This window comes from Floccifex sp., assembly GCF_051873495.1.
In the GTDB taxonomy this organism is placed as follows: Bacteria; Bacillota_I; Bacilli_A; order Erysipelotrichales; family Erysipelotrichaceae; genus Floccifex.
In genome coordinates, this window is sequence record NZ_JBJEEX010000090.1 from 1 (window position 1) to 23013 (window position 23013).

The 23013-nt window shown below is 32.2% G+C and carries 26 protein-coding genes and 1 tRNA gene; 11 read left to right on the top strand and 16 right to left on the bottom strand.

What is annotated here, in order from left to right; all coding sequences use genetic code 11:
- Window positions 1-115 precede the first annotated feature (115 nt).
- Both ACI313_RS05175 and ACI313_RS05180 read left to right on the top strand, forming a co-directional pair.
- Window positions 116-673 (top strand): chromate transporter, encoded by a 558-nt coding sequence (locus ACI313_RS05175; protein WP_320608933.1) that lies wholly within the window; start codon window positions 116-118, stop codon window positions 671-673.
- A complete protein-coding gene (locus ACI313_RS05180) occupies window positions 663-1223 on the top strand; it encodes a chromate transporter (protein ID WP_439755470.1) in 561 nt (186 codons plus the stop codon). Before ACI313_RS05175 ends, ACI313_RS05180 begins: the two co-directional genes overlap by 11 nt.
- Window positions 1224-1289: 66 nt before the next feature.
- On the opposite strand, the gene ACI313_RS05185 is transcribed toward ACI313_RS05180, so the two are convergent.
- The 10 genes from ACI313_RS05185 to thrC are packed head-to-tail and all read right to left on the bottom strand — an operon-like array spanning window position 1290 to window position 10495.
- The gene (locus tag ACI313_RS05185; RefSeq protein ID WP_320608931.1) at window positions 1290-2141 is read right to left on the bottom strand and encodes a patatin-like phospholipase family protein; all 852 of its coding nucleotides are present in this window, start codon (window positions 2139-2141) and stop codon (window positions 1290-1292) included.
- Window positions 2135-3301 carry an NAD(P)-dependent malic enzyme gene (locus tag ACI313_RS05190; RefSeq protein WP_439755471.1) on the bottom strand — a complete coding sequence of 389 codons (1167 nt, stop codon included), beginning with the start codon at window positions 3299-3301 and terminating at the stop codon, window positions 2135-2137. The genes ACI313_RS05185 and ACI313_RS05190 overlap by 7 nt, the downstream gene beginning before the upstream one ends.
- A 15-nt stretch (window positions 3302-3316) precedes the next feature.
- Window positions 3317-4510 (bottom strand): peptidase T, encoded by a 1194-nt coding sequence (gene pepT / locus ACI313_RS05195; RefSeq protein ID WP_439755472.1) that lies wholly within the window; start codon window positions 4508-4510, stop codon window positions 3317-3319.
- Window positions 4511-4520: 10 nt separating this feature from the next.
- Entirely contained in the window at window positions 4521-6119 is a 1599-nt protein-coding gene (locus ACI313_RS05200; RefSeq protein WP_320608928.1) for a putative manganese-dependent inorganic diphosphatase, read from the bottom strand.
- A gap of 48 nt (window positions 6120-6167) precedes the next feature.
- On the bottom strand, window positions 6168-6461 hold the full coding sequence (locus ACI313_RS05205; protein ID WP_320608927.1) for an HU family DNA-binding protein: 294 nt from the start codon (window positions 6459-6461) through the stop codon (window positions 6168-6170).
- A 41-nt stretch (window positions 6462-6502) separates the two neighbouring features.
- Entirely contained in the window at window positions 6503-7051 is a 549-nt protein-coding gene (locus tag ACI313_RS05210; RefSeq protein ID WP_320608926.1) for a Maf family protein, read from the bottom strand.
- Window positions 7048-7725 carry a TIGR01906 family membrane protein gene (locus tag ACI313_RS05215; protein ID WP_320608925.1) on the bottom strand — a complete coding sequence of 226 codons (678 nt, stop codon included), beginning with the start codon at window positions 7723-7725 and terminating at the stop codon, window positions 7048-7050. The genes ACI313_RS05210 and ACI313_RS05215 overlap by 4 nt, the downstream gene beginning before the upstream one ends.
- Window positions 7726-7727: 2 nt before the next feature.
- A complete protein-coding gene (locus tag ACI313_RS05220) occupies window positions 7728-8162 on the bottom strand; it encodes an ACT domain-containing protein (RefSeq protein WP_320608924.1) in 435 nt (144 codons plus the stop codon).
- Entirely contained in the window at window positions 8155-9027 is an 873-nt protein-coding gene (thrB, locus tag ACI313_RS05225) for a homoserine kinase (RefSeq protein WP_320608923.1), read from the bottom strand. Before thrB ends, ACI313_RS05220 begins: the two co-directional genes overlap by 8 nt.
- Entirely contained in the window at window positions 9020-10495 is a 1476-nt protein-coding gene (gene thrC / locus ACI313_RS05230; RefSeq protein WP_320608922.1) for a threonine synthase, read from the bottom strand. Before thrC ends, thrB begins: the two co-directional genes overlap by 8 nt.
- 92 nt (window positions 10496-10587) lie before the next feature.
- Here thrC and ACI313_RS05235 point away from each other — a divergent pair, with 92 nt between their 5' ends.
- The 3 genes from ACI313_RS05235 to ACI313_RS05245 are packed head-to-tail and all read left to right on the top strand — an operon-like array spanning window position 10588 to window position 14071.
- Window positions 10588-11748: a homoserine dehydrogenase gene (locus ACI313_RS05235; protein ID WP_320608921.1), complete on the top strand. Its 1161-nt coding sequence runs from the start codon at window positions 10588-10590 to the stop codon at window positions 11746-11748.
- 14 nt (window positions 11749-11762) lie between these two features.
- The gene (locus ACI313_RS05240; protein WP_320608920.1) at window positions 11763-13073 is read left to right on the top strand and encodes an aspartate kinase; all 1311 of its coding nucleotides are present in this window, start codon (window positions 11763-11765) and stop codon (window positions 13071-13073) included.
- Between the two features lie 2 nt (window positions 13074-13075).
- On the top strand, window positions 13076-14071 hold the full coding sequence (locus ACI313_RS05245) for an aspartate-semialdehyde dehydrogenase (RefSeq protein ID WP_320608919.1): 996 nt from the start codon (window positions 13076-13078) through the stop codon (window positions 14069-14071).
- Window positions 14072-14095: 24 nt separating this feature from the next.
- Here the strand turns inward: ACI313_RS05245 and rpoD are convergent, their stop codons facing one another.
- Window positions 14096-15346, bottom strand: a complete 1251-nt coding sequence (rpoD, locus tag ACI313_RS05250; RefSeq protein ID WP_320608918.1) for an RNA polymerase sigma factor RpoD — start codon at window positions 15344-15346, stop codon at window positions 14096-14098.
- Between the two features lie 253 nt (window positions 15347-15599).
- Here rpoD and ACI313_RS05255 point away from each other — a divergent pair, with 253 nt between their 5' ends.
- Window positions 15600-16577 (top strand): aldolase catalytic domain-containing protein, encoded by a 978-nt coding sequence (locus ACI313_RS05255; RefSeq protein ID WP_320608917.1) that lies wholly within the window; start codon window positions 15600-15602, stop codon window positions 16575-16577.
- A gap of 21 nt (window positions 16578-16598) precedes the next feature.
- Here the strand turns inward: ACI313_RS05255 and ACI313_RS05260 are convergent, their stop codons facing one another.
- The 3 genes from ACI313_RS05260 to ACI313_RS05270 form a co-directional block, all read right to left on the bottom strand.
- Window positions 16599-17036 carry a hypothetical protein gene (locus tag ACI313_RS05260; protein WP_320608916.1) on the bottom strand — a complete coding sequence of 146 codons (438 nt, stop codon included), beginning with the start codon at window positions 17034-17036 and terminating at the stop codon, window positions 16599-16601.
- Between the two features lie 40 nt (window positions 17037-17076).
- A complete protein-coding gene (locus tag ACI313_RS05265) occupies window positions 17077-17469 on the bottom strand; it encodes a hypothetical protein (protein ID WP_320608915.1) in 393 nt (130 codons plus the stop codon).
- Between the two features lie 92 nt (window positions 17470-17561).
- Window positions 17562-17636, bottom strand: a tRNA-Glu gene (locus ACI313_RS05270).
- 337 nt (window positions 17637-17973) lie between these two features.
- Here ACI313_RS05270 and ACI313_RS05275 point away from each other — a divergent pair.
- From ACI313_RS05275 to ACI313_RS05295, 5 genes are all read left to right on the top strand, one after another.
- A complete protein-coding gene (locus tag ACI313_RS05275) occupies window positions 17974-18450 on the top strand; it encodes an SMI1/KNR4 family protein (RefSeq protein ID WP_320608914.1) in 477 nt (158 codons plus the stop codon).
- 27 nt (window positions 18451-18477) lie between these two features.
- Window positions 18478-18846 carry a YkvA family protein gene (locus ACI313_RS05280; RefSeq protein ID WP_320104436.1) on the top strand — a complete coding sequence of 123 codons (369 nt, stop codon included), beginning with the start codon at window positions 18478-18480 and terminating at the stop codon, window positions 18844-18846.
- A 92-nt stretch (window positions 18847-18938) separates the two neighbouring features.
- Window positions 18939-19733, top strand: a complete 795-nt coding sequence (locus ACI313_RS05285) for a ParA family protein (RefSeq protein WP_439755473.1) — start codon at window positions 18939-18941, stop codon at window positions 19731-19733.
- Between the two features lie 12 nt (window positions 19734-19745).
- A complete protein-coding gene (locus ACI313_RS05290) occupies window positions 19746-20723 on the top strand; it encodes a ParB/RepB/Spo0J family partition protein (protein ID WP_439755474.1) in 978 nt (325 codons plus the stop codon).
- Window positions 20724-20973: 250 nt separating this feature from the next.
- A complete protein-coding gene (locus tag ACI313_RS05295; protein ID WP_439755475.1) occupies window positions 20974-21099 on the top strand; it encodes a hypothetical protein in 126 nt (41 codons plus the stop codon).
- 141 nt (window positions 21100-21240) lie between these two features.
- Here ACI313_RS05295 and ACI313_RS05300 read toward each other — a convergent pair whose 3' ends face one another.
- Together ACI313_RS05300 and ACI313_RS05305 are read right to left on the bottom strand one after the other, a co-directional pair.
- Window positions 21241-22203 (bottom strand): DUF7309 domain-containing protein, encoded by a 963-nt coding sequence (locus tag ACI313_RS05300; protein ID WP_320608912.1) that lies wholly within the window; start codon window positions 22201-22203, stop codon window positions 21241-21243.
- A gap of 20 nt (window positions 22204-22223) precedes the next feature.
- On the bottom strand, window positions 22224-22877 hold the full coding sequence (locus ACI313_RS05305; protein ID WP_320608911.1) for a potassium channel family protein: 654 nt from the start codon (window positions 22875-22877) through the stop codon (window positions 22224-22226).
- Window positions 22878-23013: the final 136 nt, after the last annotated feature.

Below are 23013 nucleotides of genomic sequence, written 5' to 3' on the forward strand. Positions count from 1 at the left end.
TATTTTCAAACTTTTTCATAAATTCTATTGATTTTTATATAGTTAGCTTTTTTATTTATTTTAATATACAAAAAAATCAATTCATGTACAATATGTAAAGGAAAGAAGGAATCATATGAAAATTTATATAGAATTATTCTTAACATTCGCTAAAATAGGTGCCTTCACATTTGGAGGAGGATATGCGATGTTACCTATGCTTCAAAAAGAAGTCGTAGAAAAGAAACATTGGGCAACCGATGAAGAAATTATGGATTATTTTGCGGTGGGTCAATGTACACCAGGTGTTATATTTGTCAATACCGCAACTTTTGTAGGATATTATCAAAAAGGAATTTTAGGAGGCATTGTCGCAACACTTGGTGTTGTTGCTCCTAGTATTATTATCATTTCATTTATTGCGGCTTTACTTCAAAACTTTATGGACATTGAAATTGTCCAACATGCCTTACATGGTATTCGAATTGCCGTTTGTGTTCTAATTTTTAGTGCCATTGTGAAATTATTTAAAACAGGTGTTAAAGACTATACTGGTATTATTATTTTTGCCATTGCCTTAGTCTTAACATACGCTTCGCTTGTTCCTACTATTGTGATTGTGATTGTAAGTGCCTCGGCAGGAATTTTAATTTCTTATTTAAAAATGAGAAAGGAGCAAAGCCATGAGTCTTAAACTAGTTCTTCAATTAATAATAGAATTCTTTAAAACGGGATTATTTTCGTTGGGAGGAGGATTAGCAACAATTCCTTTCCTTTATGAAATGATTGATAAATACGGATGGTTTACCAAAGAAATGTTGATGAATATGATTGCAGTATCGGAATCCACACCAGGCCCTATGGGAGTTAATATGGCAACTTATGTTGGTTTCCATACCACTAATTCAATCCTAGGTGGAATCATCACTACTCTTTCTCTTGTTGCGCCTAGCATCATTGTGATTTGTATTGTGGCTCACTTCCTTCAAAAATTCAAAAACAGTCATTGGGTTCAAGATGCGTTTTATGGTTTAAGACCCGCTGTATGTGCTATGATTGCCTCAGCTGGACTAGGAATCTTAGTAATAGCAATATTTAATAACGGGACAATTTCAATGGATATTAATTTTCTAAATATCATTCTTCTTGTTTTAGTATTCTTATTCTATAAGAAATTCAACAAAGTGCATCCCATTGTTCTTATTTGTCTTTGTGCTTGTTTAGGAATTATTTTCCAATTATAAAAAATGAAACGGTTCATATCTCATATGTGAACCGTTTTTTATCTAAAAAAGGCAAGTTCTCTTGCCTTACTCAATTTCTAAGAATTTTTTAATTTCGTCCATACGATCCAATGTTTCTTGGTAACCAAGATTAAACCAAGGTTCAAGTTTAGAACGATCTGTTGTATAACGTGATACACCCATATCCTTTGATGGACGAAGAACAAGTGCTTGTCCTTTTTGTTCTAAATCATGAATTAAGTCCCATTGTTCTTTAAAACGAATATGACGATTTTTTAAATCTTCTGTCACAACTGGATCTTTGTATACACGATTTGCCAACCATAGCTGATAACTTGGAGCTGGTTTACGTACATATCCTAATTCTTTACAAGAAATAACTAAATGTTTTTTATAACCCTTTTCAATACTTCTTTCAATAGGAATCATGACACGAAGGCCTGCATCCATATATTTTTTTCCATTAAATGTATATGGCGGACACAACAATAATAATGAACAACTCGCTTTCGTTAATGAATTATCTTCATCAATATAACTTTGATCAAAATATTCAATTTCATGTGTTTCTAAATTATAAACACCATCTTCCATTAAAGTTGGTGAATTCATTAGTTTTTCTTTATCAAGTGGTGCAAGTTTTTCAATACAATCATTAGTTGCGTTTAAACCAAATACACTTTTTTCTTTCAACATAGGACGGATACCAACACACTCTTTATTGGCAATACAATCAATTCCAATCTTTTTTAAACGATCAGCTTGTTGTGATGCATAGGCTTGTAAAAACTCGGCTCCTGCTGATATTCCTACTCCATAAGGAGCATAAATTCCATTATCTAGAAGACATTTTAAAACACCACCACTATAAGCAGTTTTAGTGCCTCCTCCTTCAATTACTAATCCAAAATCTACCATTTACGAATAACTCCTGATTCAATTGCAGCTTGGCTAACAGCTTTGCTTACGACATCCGCTACACCTTCTTGTAAAGGCGATACAATAATGTTTTCAGGTGTTAATTGATCATCCGGAATCAAAGAAGCAATAGCTCGTACAGCCGCTTCTTTCATTTTATCATTAATACAAGTAGCTTGCACGCTTAAAGCACCTTTAAAAATACCTGGGAACGCTAAAACGTTATTGATTTGATTAGGATGATCTGAACGACCTGTTCCAACAATGTACGCACCTGCTTCTAAAGCAAGATCTGGTTCTATTTCTGGAGTTGGATTAGCCATCGGGAAAATAATTGGTTTTTCATTCATGGATTGTACCATTTCTTTGGTTACGACATGAGCAGCACTAACACCAATAAAAACATCTGCTCCTTTCATAGCTTCTTTCAAATCACCTTTTTTATGTTCAAGATTAACACGATCAATTAAAGCTTTCCATCCGGAATTTAATTCTCCATTTGGATCTAAAATACCATCACGATCACATAAAATAACATTTCCTAATTTCATTTTTAAAATCAAATTCGCAATGGCACACCCCGCTGAACCGGCTCCATTAATTACGATTGTCGGATTCTCTTTTTTTACTAATTTCAAAGCATTAATTAAAGCAGCACAAACAACAATCGCTGTTCCATGTTGATCGTCATGAAAAACAGGAATATTCATCTTTTCTTGAAGACGTTTTTCTACTTCAAAACAACGAGGTGCCGCAATATCTTCCAAATTAATGCCACCAAAAGTTGGTTCAAGTGCCGAAATGATTTGTACTAATTCATCTGTATCTTGGGTATTTAAACAAATAGGAAAAGCATCTACACCTGCCAATGCCTTAAATAAAGCACATTTTCCTTCCATTACTGGCATTCCAGCTTCAGGTCCAATATTTCCTAATCCTAAAACAGCAGAGCCATCCGTAATAACAGCCACTAGATTTTGTCTTCCTGTATAAACATAACTATTTTTGGGATCTTTTTTAATTTCTAGACAAGGAGCAGCCACTCCAGGTGTATAACAAGTCGATAAATCGTCTTTGTCTTTGATTTCCATTTTTGCTTGAATATCAAGCTTACCTTTCCATTCTTTATGTTTTTCTAAAGCTATTTTCGCGTAATCCATACTCGTTACCTCGTTTTATTCAAAAATGATATTCTTAACAATACGAACCATTGTTTCCATTTGTTGGATACTCGCAAATTCAAAACGTCCATGATGATTATATGAACCCGTTCCTAAGTTTGGACAAGCCAATCCCATTTTAGTTAAATTAGCTCCATCTGTTCCACCACGAACAGGATCTGATTGTGGTTGTAGTCCTTCTTTGGCGATAGCTTTACAAGCTAAGTCAATGCATGTACGGTCTGTAATATATTGGGCCATATTATAATATTGGTCTCCCATTTCAATTTCAAATCGATCATCATATTTTTCATTGAACGTTTCAACCATCTTTTTCATGTATTCTTTTCTTTGCGCAAATTTATCACTATCATGATCGCGAATAATATAATCAAGCTTAGCCTCATCACAATTCGATTCTACCTTAATAACATGATAGAATCCTTCTCTTTGTTCTGTACATTGTGGTGTTTCAATACAAGGCATAGCCATCATAAACTCACTTGCCAATAAAGAGGCATTAACCATTTTTCCTTTTGCTTCTCCTGGATGAATACTTGTTCCATGAACAGTTACATGAGCATAAGCCGCATTAAATGTTTCATAATCGATATTTTGAATATCCGCTCCATCTACTGTATACGCAAAATCAACTGGAAATTGTTTCAAATCAAAATTTTCAGTTCCACGTCCCACTTCTTCATCACAAGTAAAGGCAAACATTACTTTTCCATGTGGTTGACTACTATGAATAATTTCATCCATTGCTTGCATAATAATGGCAATACCAGCTTTATCATCAGCACCTAGTAAAGTTGTTCCATCCGTAACAATTAAATCCGTTCCAATTACTTTCTTTAAATTTTCAAATTCATCTGGATTCATTGCATATTCATCATTTAACCTGATTGTTTCTCCTTGGTAGTTTTTAACAAATTGTGGTTTTACATCTTTTCCAGGTAATTCAGTAGCTGTATCCATATGTGCCACAAACCCAATGGCATGCTTATTATCGCAAGTCGCATTAATTGTAGCGTATACACTTCCTGATGGATCCATTACTACATGATCCACTCCCATTTTCTTACATTCTTCTGTCAAATATTTAGCTAATTCAAGTTGTTTAGCTGTTGAAGGAACACTACTAGATTCTTCATCAGCTTGCGTATCAAATGATACATATTTTAATAAACGTTCTGTTACACTCATCTTTTTTCCTCTATTCTAGTTCACTGGCAATGCAAGGAACAATTTGTTTTTTACGCGATACATAACCTCTTTGAGTAAATCGTTCTATTGCTGTTGCCATTTTCGATGATAAATCCCCTACATATAAGAATTTAGATCCTTTTCCTTCAATGTTCGTGAATACCATCAATAAAAAATTATATTTATATTTTTTATTTTCTTCTTCCATATATTGAATAAAATCATGTTCAATTTCATTCACATCTGCCAAATCATAAGTAAACACTTGAGAGACCGCAATGTGTTGACCAGCCAACATATATTCTTTTATGTCATTATATAAAATATCTTTGAATTCTTTTCCTTTAATAGTAGCTGTTTGTGAGAACAATTCATTGGCCATACTTGCAGAATCCAAATTATATTCAGTACAAATTTCTTTAGCAACCATCGTATCAACAGGTGTACACGTTGGCGAGTTGAAATTCAAAGTATCCGAAATCATTCCATACAACAATAGTTTTGCAGCTGTTTCTGACATCTTTATTTCTGCTTCTTTATACATTAATGCAACGATTGTACAAGTTGAACCTACAATCATATTACGAAATGAAATCGGTGTGCTCGTTTCAATGTCACCAATACGATGATGATCGACAATTTCTACGATTTCTCCTTGTTCAATATCAGAAATACTTTGTTTCTTTTCATTGTGATCTACTAAGATAAATTTTTTCTTTTCTGATTTCAATAAATGATAACGTGATACCGATCCCACTAATTTACCTTGATTCGTTACAGGATAAGAAGAATGTCGTGTCTTTAACATTTCTCTTTCGACATCTTCCAAATACTCATTTCGATTGAATGAAATAACATCCTTGCTTGATGTCATAATGGCACGAATCGGAATGGCGCGATAAATCATTTGAATGATTTTCATAATATTATATGGTGTTGTGATCATCGTTACGCCTTTATCTTTGGCAATGGACATGATTAATTCATCGGGAACATAGTTTTCCGCAATGACAATAACAGCACACCCTTTGGCAATGCATTTAAACATCGCATCTTCACTATCTCCTAAAACCATAATAGCGCCTGTTAAATCGCGGTCCATCATCTTTTTATCCGCAATGCGAACATATCCAGTTCGATCACGGTTTCCTTCAAATAAAACTTCTCCACGAACGGAATCCGCTAAATTTTGAATAGTAGCATGTTGAAGAAGACTCGCTGTAGCATGTAAATCTTGCATTTGGATACGAGCCATTTCCCATACCGTAGCAAGGCCGATATAATTATCATTTTCATCGTTCACATACACTGTTTTCACATTCATTTCTTGTGAATAATCCCAACTTTTACGAATAATCGTATCTTGTGAAACAATACGAGCCGCATCAATATCAATTTCCGATAACTTTAACTTGGCAGTTGAAAGATATTCAGGCGATTCAAGGTTTAACTTATTTAAAATAAAAGTTGTTTCAGGATTGATGATTCCAAGTCTTGCCGCAACAGCATTTATTCCTTGTTTTTGTTTTAATTCCGCAAGAGCCATAGCCGAACAAATTGAATCAGAATCAGGGTTTTTATGTCCTATGATGTATATAGGTAAACTCATATTTATAGCCTCCAATTTATGCATCCATTATAACATAAAAAAGCATCGTTAGATGCTTTCTTTAACGGCGTCTTTAAAAGCTTTAGATGCTTTAAAACGAACAGATTTTGATGCTGGAATTTCAATTTCTTCTTTTGTAGCTGGGTTAATTCCTTTACGAGCAGCTACATCTGAACTATAGAATTTACCGAAACCGTAAACATCTACAGTATCACCTTGACAAACAGCTTGTGAAATGAAATCAAATACTTCATTTACAATTTCTTTAGCTTGTGCTTTAGAAAGTTTTTCTTGTTTTTGTGATAGTGCATTGACAATATCATCTTTTTTAATTACTGCCATAAACATCCTCCTAAATTTAATACCGATTTATGATAGCATTCCTATCTCTTTAATGCAATAAGTAGATTTTGAACCACCTGTGAATCTAATCCCATAACATTGGAATAACTTCCTTCAATATGATCTACAAAATCACATTCTTGAATTCCATAACTTCCTGCTTTATCATAACAAGTATTTAAATCAACATAGTCAATAATCTGTTTTAATGACAAATCTTTAAAATAAACTTTTGTTGTCGAAACAACACATTTTTTCTGTTCTCCATAAAGAACACACATCCCTGTTTTTACTTCATGAACATGATTAGACAAAGAACAAAGACAATCAATTGCTTCTTGTCTTGATTTAGGCTTACCTAAATTTTTTCCTTCATAATATACAATTGTATCAGCTGCTAAAATACAATCATCAGGATATTGTTTCTGTACTTCCTTTGCCTTATGATACGCAACTTCTTTAATGGCAGAATCAATTCCTATATTTAAATCAAATACTTCTTCTCCTACAGCAGGACAAACCACAAAGGAATACCCTAAAGAAGAAAGTATTTCCTTTCTTCTTGGTGACTTTGACGCTAAAACAATCATTTTCTTTCAAATCCTATGGGTGCTTTCTTTATTTGATAGTAGCAGCTAAACACAAATAAAGGCTCAATACAAATAACTAAATACAACGCAATAGCTAATACCATTTGATTAAAAATAACTTCAGGCAACATACGAATCATAAAACTTGTTTTAGGATCCAATAACCATAATTGATTACTAAACAATAAAGTATGAAGCCAATTCCATAGGCTAGTAAAATCAGTGACAAACCATATACCAAAGAACACCAGCATCACAAAAATAGTTCCTGTTACGCGAATAAATCCCATTGTTAAAAAGGACATAAATCTCTTTTCTTTGGCTAAGAAATAAATCAAGATACCCATTGCCAAAACACCGCACACAAGTGCAACTTTTACAGCATTTTGATATAAATTCTTAACATCAATCATGTGTTTCTTTTCGACTTCATTAAACGCTTCTTGTCCATCAATATAAACGACAATATCATCGCGTTCATCTTTAATGTAATCTAATAATACGGTGATACAATCATCTAAATTATCTTGTGATACGTCTAATATCTTATCAAATTGATATCGATCATATCGTTTCACAAAAAAATCGGGTTCCAAGGCAATGGCTCGTATTCCAAATACCACACAACAAATGATTAAACACCAATTAAATATATAAGCTAAATATGATTTCATATTTATTCAACCGCCACTAGATCAGCTTTTTCAACCATTGGAAGTTCTTCTAATAATTTAATCATTGTTTGAATAGATATTTCCATATCGGCTACATCTAAAGTAAAAGAAACATTATGAATTCCATTAATTGGAATTGTTTGATTAATCGCTAAAATATTAATTTGATTTTCAGATAATAAACTAATTACTTTAGAAAGAGAACCTGTTTCAGATCGTAAAATCATAGAAACAACAGCTTTTCTTCGGGATTGTTCTTGATCAAATGAAAAGACAGTGTCTTTATATTTATAATATGTCCCCCTTGATATCCCTACCATTTTAACAGCTTCAGAAATACGTTTTACCTTACCTTTTTGAAGTAAAGATTGTGCTTCTAATACCTTTTCTAATACTTCTGGTAAAATTTCCGAAGAAACAACATAAAATTTACTCATAATCTACCCTTGCCCCTTTCTGATCAATGCAAACAACATGACATGAAATATAAGGATATCTATGCTGCATCCATTGATTCAAAGATTCTATATTTTCTTTTTTTATACTCATAGCCATCATAGTTGGCCCAGAACCTGAAATCCACATTGGAAATTGTCGATCAAAACAATACGAATGAATTTCATCAAATTCTTTAATTAATTTTTTGCGATATGGTTCGTGTAAATAATCTTGACAACTTACCAACATCATTTGTTCATTTCCTTGTTGAAGTGCTTGTACAAACGATAAGGCATGCGCAATTTGACTAGCGGCTTGTTTATGTGAAATATTGTCTGGAAGCACTTTACGAGCTTGTTTAGTATTTACTTGATAATTTGGCATCATAACTAATCCATACCAATTGGCACATGAAATAATAGTTGATACAACTTTATCTTCATTCATAAACGAAACACTAGCTTGTCCTAAAATAGCTGGGGCAACATTATCAGGATGTCCTTCTAATTGGGTTGCTAATGTCACTAGTGTTTGTTGATCTAAATTTGCATGAAACCAAGCATTAGCCCCCATGATCCCTGCAACTAAACAGCTTGCTGAGCTTCCTAAACCACTTGAAACAGGAATATTGGCATCTATGTGCAAATGAAACGTTGGCATTTCTTTATTTAGGTATTTACACACATGTTTAAATGCGACAACGACTAGATTGTCTTCATTTTGAAATTGTGGTTCGCATCCTGTAATGATTAAATGATTGGCAGTTTCAAAGGTAAAGTAATTATACAGGTCAACTGCTAATCCTAAACAATCATAGCCAATGCATAAATTTGCACTTGTTGCAGGAACACAGACTTTAATCATTAAAGCATTCCTCCATAGCTTTTAATACGACATCTTTCATTTCTTCAATTTCAATAATATCTTTATGAAGAATTGGTAATGATTCTAATTCTTTTAATCCTTGTGGAATTGGATCTGAACAAATTTTTGATAGCTGTTTCATAGCCTCAAATTCATTTTCGCAGCTTTGTCCTAAAGCCGATAAGACATCAACACTAAACTTATAAGGAGATGCTGTAGCCAATGATACAATCATGTCTTCATCACTGTTTTGAGCAACACTATATCCAATGGCTGTATGTGGATCCAATACTTCTTTTGTTTGTTCATATACATCTTTAATAACTTCTTTTGTTTCGTAATCATTTACATAACCACATCCAAATAAATCTTGAATCTTATCTAACATTTCTCTAGGAATTGTATATTCCCCTTTTTCTTTTAGATCATCCATACATTTCTTCACAAAAGCTGTATCTTTTCCTGACATATAATATAGAAGTCTTTCTAAGTTAGAAGAAATCAATATATCCATGCTTGGAGAAATTGTTTGAATAAAATCACGGTTACGACTATATGTTCCCGTTGATAAGAAATCCGTTAAAACATGATTCGCATTGGATGCGACATAGAATCTTTCAACTGGTAAACCCATTAAATATCCATAGAAACCAGCTAATACATCACCAAAGTTACCTGTTGGAACACTGAATGATACTTTATCCCCAATTTGAATTAATCCTTGATTTACTAAGTATTTATAACTTTCAAAGTAATATACAATTTGTGGTACTAAACGTCCAATATTAATTGAATTGGCACTTGTCAACAAGATATTATGTGCTTTGGCTTGTTCATTCATTTGTTCATCAAGGAATAATTTTTTTACTTGACTTTGAGCATCATCAAAATTTCCTTTTACCGCATATACTTTCGTATTTTTTCCTTTTTGTGTAGCCATTTGACGATATTGAATTTGACTTACTTTTTGATGTGGATAGAATACCGCAATTCCAATATTTTCGACATCTTGAAACCCACATAAAGCAGCTTTTCCTGTATCTCCAGAAGTAGCTGTTAGAATTAATGCCTTTTGATTTGTTGTTTTTAATGCCTTTGACATTAATTGAGGAAGAAGCGTTAAAGCAACGTCTTTAAATGCACTTGTAGGTCCATGAAATAATTCCAATACATATATATTATCTACTTTTTTTACAGGCGTAATTTCAGGGACACTAAAAGAATTTGTGTATGCGTCGTGAATACATTCTTTTAATTCTTCTTCACTATAATCAGGTAATAATTCCTTTAAAATCATATACGCATTTTCTTGATAGCTTTGTTTACATACTTTATTTAAATCAATTTTGACAGAATCAAGTTCAGGCCAGACATACAATCCCCCATCATTTGAGATTCCTTCTAAAATTGCTTGTTTACTACTTACTTTTTTGTTTGCGTCACGTGTTGAGACGTACATTTGATTCATAAAAGTCCTCCTTGAAAAACTACATACCATATGATACAATGTTCACGTTTTAAATACAAGTGTTTTTTATAAGTCTACAAAGGAGGAATGTTATGAAAATTGCGATTTTAGGATTTGGAACAATTGGAAGTGGCGTAGAACAAATCGTCAATGAAATTAAATCTAAGGATTTAATGGACTGTGAAGTTGTGAAAATATTAGATCTTCCTAAAAATAAAGATAAATCAAATTTGATTGTATGTGATATTAAAGAAATCAGTGAAGATGACTCTATTGATTTAGTCGTTGAAACAATGGGTGGTATTCATCCTGCTTATGAATTTATTATGGAATGTCTACACCATAAAAAACATGTCGTTACCGCAAATAAAGCCGTAGTAGCAGCCCATATGACTGACTTTTTACAAGCGGCTAAAGAATATGAAGTTGAATTTCGATTCGAAGCGAGTACAGGAGGAGGAATTCCTTGGTTGGCTAGTGTTCAAAAAGCTAGACGAGTGGATGAGATTTCTTCTTTCTATGGTATTTTCAATGGAACAACCAACTACATTCTTGATTCTATGAATTTAAAAAATGAAGAATTTGATGTAGCTTTAAAAAATGCGCAAGAATTAGGATATGCCGAAGCTAATCCAAGTGCTGATATTGATGGATATGATGTCCAAAATAAAGTAACAATCTCTGCAGCTCTTGCCTTTGATGCCAAAATTGATATGAATGAATTCCCAGTATTTTCAATGGCTTCTATTACTCACAAAGACATTGAATACTTAAAGAATCATCATCAAATGATTAAATACATTGGACAAGCTATTCAATCAAATCATCAATATGAAGCATTTGTAATGCCTATGGTATTTGATGAACATTCCTTAGAAGCCAACATTCCATCTAATTTCAATATTATAACTTTAAATGGAAACACAATTGGTGAACTTAAATTCTATGGACAAGGTGCTGGTAAATTACCAACCGCAAATGCCATTGTTCAAGATATTTTAGATATTAAAAATAATATGTATTATGGTTCAGTATCATTAGATAACGAATTGGTTTACAGTGATACACTACTACAAGAACGCTATTTAATTCGCACAAATTCTATCATTAATAGTGCATGCATTGATCATATAGAAAACTTAGGAGCCAATTTCTATATCACCACCAAAGCCATCACTACTAAAGAATTTAAAGAATTAAGTAGAACCGTCCTTGAAAAGGATGAAAAAGCTATGATAGCTAAATATATGTAAAAGGAAGAATCGATATGTTAAAAATCACAAAATTCGGAGGAAGTAGCGTTGCCAACGCTGAACAATTCAAAAAAGTAAAAGACATCGTATTATCCGATCCATCTCGTCGTTTTGTTGTTGTTTCAGCACCAGGAAGAAGAGATTCATCAGATAGTAAAATTACCGACTTACTTTATTTATTAGATGCCCATCGTCAATATCATGTCGATGCAAGTAATGTCTATAAACTAATTAAACAACGTTTTGTGGACATCAAAAATGAATTAGGTCTTAAACAACCAATTGAAAAAGAATTAGATGCCATGTATACCAATTTAAATCAAATGACACAAGATGAAATTGTATCTCGTGGTGAATATTTCTGTGCTAAGTTAATGGCCGAATATCTTGGATATGCTTTTGTCGATGCCAAAGACGTTATTCGTTTTCATTTAGACAAAACAATTAACTGGGAAGTGACAACTCAAAATTTAAATGCCAAATGCGCTCAATATGAACGCTTTGTATTCCCAGGTTTTTATGGTTCCAATTCAAGTGGACAACTTCAAGTTTTCTCTCGCGGTGGTGGCGATATTACAGGTTCTATTTTAGCTAAGTGCTTAGAAGCAGATGAATATGAAAACTGGACAGATGTATCTGGATTCTTAATGGCCGATCCGAGAATCGTTGAAAATCCTGAACAAATTAAATACATCACATATACAGAATTACGTGAATTGTCTTATATGGGAGCAAGTGTTCTTCATGAAGAAGCTATTTTCCCTGTTAAAGAAAAAAATATTCCGATTCATATTTTAAATACGAATCGCCCTCAAGATTTTGGAACATACATTTTAGAAACAAAAACGAAAAATCATTTTCCTATAACAGGTATTGCCGGTAAAAAAGATTTCATTTCAATTTATATTTATAAAAAACATATGTCCAACGAAGTTGGTTTCATTCGTAAAACGTTATCTATTTTAGAGTCTTATAATGTAAGTATTGAACACATTCCTAGTGGAATTGATTCATTCACAATCGTTGTTGAAAAGAAAGAAGTAGAAAATAGTTTATATGAAATTCTTGCTCGTATTAAATCTGAATTAAAACCAGATGATTTGTCAATCCAAGATGATTTAGCTTTAATTTCAACCGTTGGACAAAATATGAGTGATAAACCAGGTACTTCTGGTCGTTTGTTTAGTGCATTAGGAAAAGAAAACATCAACATTCGTATGATTGCACAATCTAGTAGCGAAATTAATATTACAGTTGGTGTCAAGAAACAAGATTTTGAAAGAACAGTTAGGGCAATCTACAATGCCTTTGTCAGTGAGGAGTAAATATGGAAAACAAATTAACAATCGCCATTGTTGGTGCTACAGGTGCTGTAGGACAACAAATGCTTCAATGTTTAGAAGAAAGAGATTTTGATGTCAATGTAAAATTATTGGCTTCTAGTCGTTCAGCTGGAAAAGTATTTAAATTTAAAAACCAAGATGTTGTAGTTGAAGAATTAACACAAAATAGTTTTGATAATGTTGATTATGCTTTAGGAGCAACTGAAAATGATTTAGCTAAAAAATGGATTCCATGGGCAAATGAAAAAGGAGTTGTTGTCGTTGATAATTCATCGGCTTATCGATTAGATGAAGATGTTCCTCTAGTTATTCCTGAAATCAATCCTGAGGATATTGAAAAAAATCATGGAATTATCGCCAATCCAAACTGTGCAACAATTATTGCCATGGTTGCTTTAAATGAAATTCATAAAAAATATCATATTAAGCGTATGATTGTTTCTACTTATCAAGCGGTTAGTGGAGCTGGTGTGAAAGGAATTCAAGATTTAGAGGCTCAATTAAAAGATCCAAATGCACCTTGCACTGCTTTTCCATACCAAATTGCGTATAACTTAATTCCACAAATTGGTGATTTTGATGAAAATGGTATTTCTAAAGAAGAATGGAAGATGCAAAATGAAGCACGTAAAATGTGGCACCATCCTGATTTACTAGTTAACTGTACTTGTGTTCGTGTTCCAATTCTTCGTTCTCATTCTGAGTCTATTTTCATTGAATGTGAAAAAGAAGTTGATGTGAATGAAGCAAGAGAATTAATTGCCAAAGGACAGGGTACAGTATTAAAAGATGATCCACAAAACAAAGTATATCCAATGCCTTTAGATACAACGGATCAAGATTTAGTTTATGTCGGTCGTATTCGTAAAGATTTAACAGATCCTACTGGTCATTCTATGGCTTTATTCTGTTGTGGAGATCAAATTCGCAAAGGGGCAGCTACAAATGCCGTACAAATTCTAGAAAAATTAATTAAATAAAAGAAAAGGGATTCGTTTGAATCCCTAATTTTGATTATAAGAAGCCAATTTATTTAAACGAGTCGGATGTTTTAATTTACGAATGGCTTTTGCTTCAATTTGACGAATACGTTCACGCGTAACACCAAATTTTTGTCCTACTTCTTCCAATGTCATTGGTTGTCCATTATCTAGTCCAAAACGCATACGAATTACATTTTCTTCACGTTCTGTTAAAGTCGATAAAACTTCACGTAAACTTTCTTTTAATTGTTCACGATATGCATATTGTTCTGGTGAAATCGCATTTTTATCTTCTACGAAATCTCCTAGCGTAGTATCTCCTTCATCTCCAATTTGTGTTTCTAAAGAAGTTGTATCAAATGACATCAATTGAATTTCTCGTACCTTTTCAGCAGAAATATCACCCATACGTTCCGCAATTTCTTCTGCAACTGGATCACGTCCTAAAATTTGAACCATTTCTCTTTGAATACGAGTTAACTTATTCATTGTTTCTACCATGTGAACAGGAATACGAATTGTACGAGCTTGATCGGCAATCGCACGTGTAATGCTTTGACGAATCCACCAAGTCGCATAAGTTGAGAATTTGAATCCTTTCGTTGGATCAAATTTTTCTACAGCTTTAATTACCCCAATATTTCCTTCTTGAATTAAATCTTGGAAATCCAATCCACGTCCTGAATATTTTTTCGCAATAGAAACAACTAAACGAAGATTCTTTTCGATTAATTCTTTTTCTGCATCTTCTCCTTGTAAAACAATTTGCGCCAATTCTTTTCTTTTTTCAGGATCTGTTTCTGTTTCAAGTAAAGCTTTGGCTTCTCTTCCTTCTTTAATATGGTTAGCAACAATTGTTTCTTCATCAGCTTTTAAAAGTTTTGATTCACCAATACTTTTCAAGTATAGTTTTACAGAATCTTGTACTGATCCTTTAAAAGAAGCAGCGTATTCTTGTTCCATTTCCGAAATTTTTTCTTCATATAAATCTTCTTCTGATTCTTCATGTTCATCATCGTCATAATCATCGAAGTTATCTAAATCATCGTCTTCTAAATTTTCGTCCATCAAGTCTTCATCTTTTGGACCTTCTTCGGCGGCATTTAATAATAAACTAACGATTTCTTCTTGTTGATCACGAGTTAATTCAAGTTTCGCAACCGCATGAGAAAAATCATTTTGATTGATTGTATTTGTTCCAGTATTACTTAACAAATAGTCTTTTACTTCTTCAAATGATTCGAAAAAATGTGTTTTTAAGTCAATTGACATATATTTTTCCCCTCTCATCATATAAAATAGTTTTGACAATTCTATATTTGAAAATAGTTTCCATCATCATTTTTCATGATCGCATAAAAAAATTGCCGAAAAACGTAAGTTTATTATAAACTATTTTAACGGTCTAATTCAATACAATAATCAAAAATTTGTCTTTTTTAATTTGAAGTCATCATTTAGATAAAATTGAAAACATAGAATCGATATGATAAAATTGAAAAAATAAAATAAATGAGGTGAAGCAATGAGAAAAGGCACATTATTAAGCGTAAGAGAAGATATTCGTGTTGTCGATGCGACAATTCGTGATGGTGGATTATGTAATAATTTTGATTTTTCAGATGAATTTGTCAAAGAATTATATAAAACCAATATTAAAGCTGGAGTCGACTATATGGAATTTGGTTATAAAGCCAGCAAAAAGTTATTTGATGTGAATGAATATGGAAAATGGAAATTCTGTGATGAACAAGACATTCGTAATATTGTAGGCGATAATGTTTCTGACATGAAAATTTGCGTTATGGCTGATGTAGGACGTTGTGATTATCAAGAAGATTTTTTACCTGCCAATGAAAGTGTTATCGATATGGTTCGTGTTGCTTGTTACATTCACCAAATTCCAGCAGCTATTGAGATGATTGAGTATCTACATAATTTAGGTTATGAAACTTCTTGTAACATTATGGCAATTAGTCAAATTGGAACCGATGATTTAAAAGAAGCGTTGCAAATGCTTTGTGAAACGAGTGTGGATATCATTTATATTGTTGATAGCTATGGATCTTTATATCCAGAAAACATTGAAAAATATTCTAAGTTATACATGGAATATGCTTCTAAGGCTCATAAGCAACTTGGTATTCATGCCCACAATAATCAAAACTTAGCATTCGCTAATACAATTGAAGCATTATCTTATGGTGTTTCTTACCTTGATGTAACTGTTCAAGGAATGGGTCGTGGAGCAGGAAACTGTGCAACAGAATTATTACTTGGCTTTTTACGTAACCCTAAATATAGTTTATATCCTATTCTTACTTTCATTGAAAATTATATGATTCCTTTAAAGGAAAGTGGTGTTGTTTGGGGATATGATCTGCAATATTTATTTACTGGACAATTAAATCGTCATCCTCGTTCAGCTATAAAATTCACAAACGAAAAGCGTAAAGATTATTGTGATTTTTATAAAGATCTACTTGATGATTCTGTAATTTAGAAGAGCTTGTCTCTTCTTTTTTTAGTACTGAATGATTCGTTTGTATATTAATTCAACAATTTCATTAATAATGTTCCGATCTTTTTCTTTAAAATCATACTTCACTTTAAATTTTTCAAAATAAAGACTTTTTTCTTTTTCTAATGATTCTAATTGATGTTTATTTAATTGCTGAGTTAAATACGATTCAATACTAAAATAAATATTCGCTCTTCCTTGTGAATCACGATTCACAATAAATCGATACGCTTGTTTCGATAAACCATTTAAATAAGAATACTCTTTTTTTGTTTTTTCAACACCAAATAATGTCCAATATTTTTCATCTATTAATAGACAAACTAATGTATCTATGTCATCAGTCTGTAGTTGATTTGAAAGCATCCCTTTTAAATTAATATTTAATTGTTTGACTAGTTGTTTTAAGTACTTACAATTTTGTATTTGTTTATAATTCATAACGTCATTATGAATTATAATTCGACATTATATTTGTTTATTATTTAATTTGTTCATAATTTGACACATCAATAACGACATTGCCATCTACAATGTTCACAATACCTGTAACATAGGCATCACATCCTCCAAATTCTGGTGTAACACCTGTGGTCTCAATGTATTGATCTTTTGATAGATTATAAATTGCTGTAATTTCTTTACCTTCATCGTTCATTAATAATGCCTGTGGTAGTGAACCATGAATTTTAACTTCTTTTCCTTCGTATTGACTTGGATTACTTAGAATGTCCTCGACAGTTAATTCTTTTGTTTCAACTTCACTTGTATTATCTTGTTTAATTTCTTCTTTGTTTTCAACTTTATTATTGTTTGTTGAACATGCACTTAATAATAAAGCAAGTGAAATTCCTAATATCATTTTCTTTTTCATTTGAATCACCTCTCTATTCGTATTTTAACACAAATATTGTCTTTTTTAATCATTATATATAAGAAAAAAAGCCCCTACGGGCTTTATAGACATGGTAGCGCGTACGGGATTTGAACCCGTGATACAGCCTTGAGAGGGCTGTGGCTTAACCGCTTGCCGAACGCGCCATTTCCACCACAAAGTATAGCACAATGTGAAAGAAAAAGAAACTGATAGCAAGTAAATGCCCATTATAATCACTAATATTAAGTATTTTTCCCTATCCAAAATCATTATTAAACAGAACAATTTCAGCTTGGTGGATTACACTTAATTATCGATAATTTTTTATACTTTACATCACTTTCTAACACATTTATTAGAAGATATTAGAAAAAATATAGTCCAATATCGATGTAAGATTATGTTGTATTTCTGTTATAGTTTTCTTATAATTGGAAACGATGAAAGTTAAAATCAAAAAACGAATGAATAGAAAAATTTGAATTTCTAAGAGGAACTGACATGGGATTATTTGATAAATATAAGCAAAGTAAATTCGAGATAAAACCATTTGGAAAAGTAAAAAAAGAGGATATTGTCAGAATAGAAAAATTGTTTGATGTCATTCTACCAAATGATTACAAAAAATTCTTATCAAATTGCAATGGCGGTGCAGTTTCAAACAACAAATTTAATGAAATTCATTTAGATGAGGTTAATGGTAACATAAATATTGACATTCTTTATGGTATTCATACTGGTAATTCAAGCTCTGATATAGAGTATTGGACAAATGAATATGTAAAGGATTTACTTAAAAAAACAATCATCATTGGAGATAGCTTACAACATGGATTTATAGTTTTAATATGCGACGGTTCTAATGACGGTATTTATTACTACGATGATTCATATTACTTTGATTCCTCAAATGATGAAAGTAATATTTATTTGATTGCAGAGAATTTTGAAGAGTTCTGGAAATCGTTGAACAAATAATAAAATTTTAATTTATGGAGGAAATCTATGACCATTAAAGAACGAGCAAAAAAATTAAAATCGGACATTCCAGCGGTTTTTATCGCTTTAAAAGATAAAGAAACCCCGTTGCTTGCTAAAATTATTGCAGGGATAACGGTTGGATATGCGTTATCCCCTGTTGATTTAGTCCCAGATTTTATTCCGGTATTAGGATATTTAGATGATGTCATTCTTTTGCCTGCACTTGTAGCATTAACAATCAGACTAATTCCTGATGAAGTATGGAAAAGAAGCAAAATCAGTGCTGATGGTCTGTGGGAAAATGGCAAGCCAAAGAAATGGTATTATTCAGTTCCCATTTTTATTATATGGGGATTGATTATATGGATTATTATTAAAGCAATTTGTTTTTAACAAATCCCAATTTGCTTATACAATTGAATTAACTTTATACATAGTTAAATCTATACGATTTGGCTATTTTTTTTATGGAAGGAGAATATATTTTGGAAACTGAAACTAAAATTATTTCCGTTGTTAATCAAAAAGGTGGGGTTGGAAAAACAACAACATCATGGAATGTAGGGATTGGTCTGGCAAAGTCTGGATATAAAGTATTATTGCTAGATTTTGATCCACAAGGTGATTTGACAACATGTCTCGGGTGGAAGAACAATGAAGTATTAGAAAATACTGTTTCTAACCTGCTCTTAAATAAAATCAACAATAAAGAAACTAACTTTGATGATTTTATTCTTCACAATGATGAAGGTGTATATCTTATACCTTCAAATCTTGATTTAGCATCTACTGCAATGCAATTAATCAGTGCATTTAGTCGTGAATCATTACTAAAGAACAGTATCGAACCAATCAAAAATAACTATGATTATATTATTATTGATTGTCCACCGGCTCTTGGTATTTTAACAATCAATGCTCTATCCGCTTCTAGTGATGTACTAATACCAGTGCAAGCACAGTATTTACCCGCAAAAGGAATGGAAAAGTTGATGAGTACAGTTAATATGATCAAACAAGCTATCAATCCAAACCTAAAGATTGCGGGCATATGTATGACACTGTGTCAGGAGCGAACAAATATTGCACGAAGTACGATTGAATCAATTACAAATGCGTATGGTAAACATATCAAAGTATTTGATAATCTGATTCCTTTATCAGTAAGTGCAAGTGAGATTAGTATTACATCTCAAAGTGTTTATAAATATGCTGGTCTTACAAAAGAATTGATCAAGGCAACACAACCACAAACAAAAAATAAAGAGTATACAAGATAGGATGTGATTCATATGGCTAAATTTGATATGAGTTTTAAATCTTATGACAATCTTTTTTCCACTCAGGAACAAAGAGATGAATGGATGTCTGAAAAGATAAAGAAAATACAAGTTAAAGATATTGAAAACTTCAAGGGACATCCATTTAGTGTTGAACTCGATGCTGATATGCAAAAACTGATTGATTCCATCAAAGACAATGGTTTATTGACACCAGTCTTGGTTCGACCAAATAAAGATGGTGGTTATGAAATGATTGCAGGACATAGAAGAAAATTTGCGCTTGAGAATCTAGGAATTACAGAAGTTGATGCAATCGTTCGAGAAATGGATGATGATACCGCAACAATCTTGATGGTTGATACGAATATCCAACGTGAACATATAAAACCTACTGAACGTGGTTATGCTTATAAGATGAGATTAGATGCGATGAAGCATCAAGGAAAAAAAGTTGATGATTATACACAAGATGTTGGCATCGAATATAAGAAAGCAACTTCGGGCCAAGTTGGCCCAAAGTCATGGAGCATTTCTCAATTAGCTGAACAGGTTAACGATAGTGAACGACAAATAAAAAGATTTATCCGTCTTACTTTCTTAATCAAACCTATTCAAGAGATGGTTGATCACGTAAGTGAAACAAATCTGACTATGGCATTTAATCCAGCAGTAGAACTATCCTACTTATCAGAAGAACACCAACAAATTCTATTTGACTTGATGGTTACGGATGAAGTGACTCCTTCCCTAGCTCAATGTCAGGAATTAAAACGTAAAAGTAAAGCTGGTGAACTGGATAGTGATTTTATCTTTGATATCATCAAAGCAGAAAAGCCTAATCAACGAGAAAGGATCAGCATAGACACTAAACAAATCAATAAATATTTTCCAAAAAACTACACACAAAAGCAAAAGACGGATTTAATCGTCAAGTTGCTTAGAGATTGGCATCAAAAAGAAAAAGCTAAGAATGTGCAAACAAGATAATTTGTACATTCACTTTACAGATGATAGAGGGGCATCTGTTTTTTTGTGACCAAGTGTGACTCAGTTTTCCCCTTAAACCCCTCTACTAACCGAAGATATATTCTTAACTACCGAAAGAAATATCTATGGGTTATATGTTTATACAATAGTAAACATATATAAATATTTGTATTTTTTACTAGAAAGAGAGGTGTTAAGATCTTGAAACTAAAGTTATTGATTTGCTTACTTTGTGGATTGTTATTTTTATGTGGTTGTAGTAAAAGTATTGAAAAAAAGAATAATACGGTTAAGTGATGATGAAATAGTACTAGACGCTAATGCTGAGAGTGAGGAAGATAAAGCTAAAAGTTCAAAAGAAAAGCAAATGATTTGAATACTAGTGAAAGTAAAAAAGACAAATCATCTACTACTTCTTCGCTAAGTAAAAATGAGTCAAACAAGGGCTGTGGCTTAACCGCTTGCCGAACGCGCCATTTCCATCACAACGTATAGCACAATGTGAAAGAAAAAGAAATTAGTTTATAAATTCAAGCTGTGATTGCACATCCGAAAAATCTTCATATATTAATTCAACATCCAATTTTTCACATGAATCTTGTAAAGCTCCTTTAATGTATTCATTACGACAATGAATAGCCTCTGGAATACCCTCTGATTCAAAATAATCCATTGTACAATTAAACACAAAACTACTAATATCTTGATCTAAAGGAATAAATTCACTATGAATTAAATCCATATTTTCATCAAAAATATTAAACAATAAAGGATTAACATCACACAAAAGAGATTCTTCTTCGTCTTCGTTATCGAATATTGGTAAATTTAAATACATTAAATCAAGATACAATTCATCTTGTCTTCGCTCTTGCATCTCTAGATATTCTTCATATTCATCATCAATGATGATGGTATCATATATTTGAGATATTTTAGGTAATTTTCCTATACCAATTTCATAATCTGTTATACTCAATGTCTCTTGTCTATCCCAATTAGGTTTTTCACATTGATGCGCTAACAACTGTTTTAATCCATATAGTAATTGTGAATAAACTTCTGTTAATACACCAATTTCATAGTCTGATAAACAAGCTGGAAAAAATCTTTTTTTCATAGATGAAAAATAAAAACGTCCATCTTCATCACCATACTCTTTAATGATTTCTGCATGTACATCATCCAATAAATCATCTTCAACAAACATACAAGTTAAACAGTCTACATCCGATAAAACAAATTCTTCTGGTGTAGGATATGGATCCGATATTACACGCAAATAATCAACATATCCAGCATTGCCTTCATAAACAATAATCCCATTTACATCGTCTTCATTTCCAATAATTGAAACATAGAAAACACGATTTTCATCTAAATTAACTTCAATCAAGTCAGAGTCATATAGCCAATTCCATGGTTCTAAGGAAGCAATTTGATTTGTTAAGTCGCAAAGCTTTTTAAGGTTCGTCTCCATGTTTCCTCCTCTATAATTCATTAAGAATTAATTTTAAAACATTTTTGAATATCTTTTTTAGTACCCAGCACAAGCATAGTCATACCAGCTTTTAATAATAAACCAGGATGAACAGAAAGAATTAACTGTCCATTATTTTTAATAGCTAAAATATTAATGTTGTATCTTTTACGGACATCAATATCCATGATTGTTTTATTGTCCCAAGAATCAGGGATACCTACTTCAAAAATTGCGTGCTGAGAATCCAAAGGAATATAATCAAAAACATTATCTGCACTATATGTTACTGCTGACCAAATAGCTGTTTGTTTTTCAGGATAGACAACTTCATCGGCTCCCATTTTCAATAAGAACTTACGATGAATGTCTTTTGCGGCACGTGCTACGATAAATTTACATCCTAACTCTTTACACAAACAAGTTGATTCAAGCGAAGCTTGTAGATTATCTCCAATACATATAAAACATTCATCAAAATCAGATACTCCAATTGATGACATAAACAAAGGATCTGTCGCATCTCCTATTTGAGCACAAGATACATCACCAGCAATTGAATCAATGTTTCTTTCATTAATATCGATAGCCATAACTTCATGTCCAAGTGACATTAATTCTCTTGCACAATGGCGTCCAAAACGCCCCATTCCAATAACTAAAATTGATTTCATATTATCATACTTTCTACTTATTAAATAAATTATACCATAGATAGACTTTAAATTCAGTTAAACAGAACCACGATTGTATAAAAATATCCTCTTCACTTATTTAAGCAAAGAGGATACCTTCAAAATTGGTTAATTT

Excerpts from the sequence above, each read along its gene's own strand:
- thrC (WP_320608922.1), bottom strand. The coding sequence starts at position 10,495 with ATGAATCAAATGTACGTCTCAACACGTGACGCAAACAAAAAAGTAAGT.
- ACI313_RS05200 (WP_320608928.1), bottom strand. The coding sequence starts at position 6,119 with ATGAGTTTACCTATATACATCATAGGACATAAAAACCCTGATTCTGAT.
- ACI313_RS05220 (WP_320608924.1), bottom strand. The coding sequence starts at position 8,162 with ATGAGTAAATTTTATGTTGTTTCTTCGGAAATTTTACCAGAAGTATTA.
- ACI313_RS05245 (WP_320608919.1), top strand. The coding sequence starts at position 13,076 with ATGGAAAACAAATTAACAATCGCCATTGTTGGTGCTACAGGTGCTGTA.
- ACI313_RS05305 (WP_320608911.1), bottom strand. The coding sequence starts at position 22,877 with ATGAAATCAATTTTAGTTATTGGAATGGGGCGTTTTGGACGCCATTGT.
- ACI313_RS05240 (WP_320608920.1), top strand. The coding sequence starts at position 11,763 with ATGTTAAAAATCACAAAATTCGGAGGAAGTAGCGTTGCCAACGCTGAA.
- ACI313_RS05275 (WP_320608914.1), top strand. The coding sequence starts at position 17,974 with ATGGGATTATTTGATAAATATAAGCAAAGTAAATTCGAGATAAAACCA.
- rpoD (WP_320608918.1), bottom strand. The coding sequence starts at position 15,346 with ATGTCAATTGACTTAAAAACACATTTTTTCGAATCATTTGAAGAAGTA.
- ACI313_RS05185 (WP_320608931.1), bottom strand. The coding sequence starts at position 2,141 with ATGGTAGATTTTGGATTAGTAATTGAAGGAGGAGGCACTAAAACTGCT.
- ACI313_RS05190 (WP_439755471.1), bottom strand. The coding sequence starts at position 3,301 with ATGGATTACGCGAAAATAGCTTTAGAAAAACATAAAGAATGGAAAGGT.
- ACI313_RS05260 (WP_320608916.1), bottom strand. The coding sequence starts at position 17,036 with ATGAATTATAAACAAATACAAAATTGTAAGTACTTAAAACAACTAGTC.
- ACI313_RS05280 (WP_320104436.1), top strand. The coding sequence starts at position 18,478 with ATGACCATTAAAGAACGAGCAAAAAAATTAAAATCGGACATTCCAGCG.
- ACI313_RS05290 (WP_439755474.1), top strand. The coding sequence starts at position 19,746 with ATGGCTAAATTTGATATGAGTTTTAAATCTTATGACAATCTTTTTTCC.
- ACI313_RS05205 (WP_320608927.1), bottom strand. The coding sequence starts at position 6,461 with ATGGCAGTAATTAAAAAAGATGATATTGTCAATGCACTATCACAAAAA.
- ACI313_RS05175 (WP_320608933.1), top strand. The coding sequence starts at position 116 with ATGAAAATTTATATAGAATTATTCTTAACATTCGCTAAAATAGGTGCC.
- ACI313_RS05215 (WP_320608925.1), bottom strand. The coding sequence starts at position 7,725 with ATGAAATCATATTTAGCTTATATATTTAATTGGTGTTTAATCATTTGT.
- ACI313_RS05180 (WP_439755470.1), top strand. The coding sequence starts at position 663 with ATGAGTCTTAAACTAGTTCTTCAATTAATAATAGAATTCTTTAAAACG.
- ACI313_RS05235 (WP_320608921.1), top strand. The coding sequence starts at position 10,588 with ATGAAAATTGCGATTTTAGGATTTGGAACAATTGGAAGTGGCGTAGAA.
- ACI313_RS05210 (WP_320608926.1), bottom strand. The coding sequence starts at position 7,051 with ATGATTGTTTTAGCGTCAAAGTCACCAAGAAGAAAGGAAATACTTTCT.
- ACI313_RS05265 (WP_320608915.1), bottom strand. The coding sequence starts at position 17,469 with ATGAAAAAGAAAATGATATTAGGAATTTCACTTGCTTTATTATTAAGT.
- ACI313_RS05300 (WP_320608912.1), bottom strand. The coding sequence starts at position 22,203 with ATGGAGACGAACCTTAAAAAGCTTTGCGACTTAACAAATCAAATTGCT.
- thrB (WP_320608923.1), bottom strand. The coding sequence starts at position 9,027 with ATGATTAAAGTCTGTGTTCCTGCAACAAGTGCAAATTTATGCATTGGC.
- pepT (WP_439755472.1), bottom strand. The coding sequence starts at position 4,510 with ATGAGTGTAACAGAACGTTTATTAAAATATGTATCATTTGATACGCAA.
- ACI313_RS05255 (WP_320608917.1), top strand. The coding sequence starts at position 15,600 with ATGAGAAAAGGCACATTATTAAGCGTAAGAGAAGATATTCGTGTTGTC.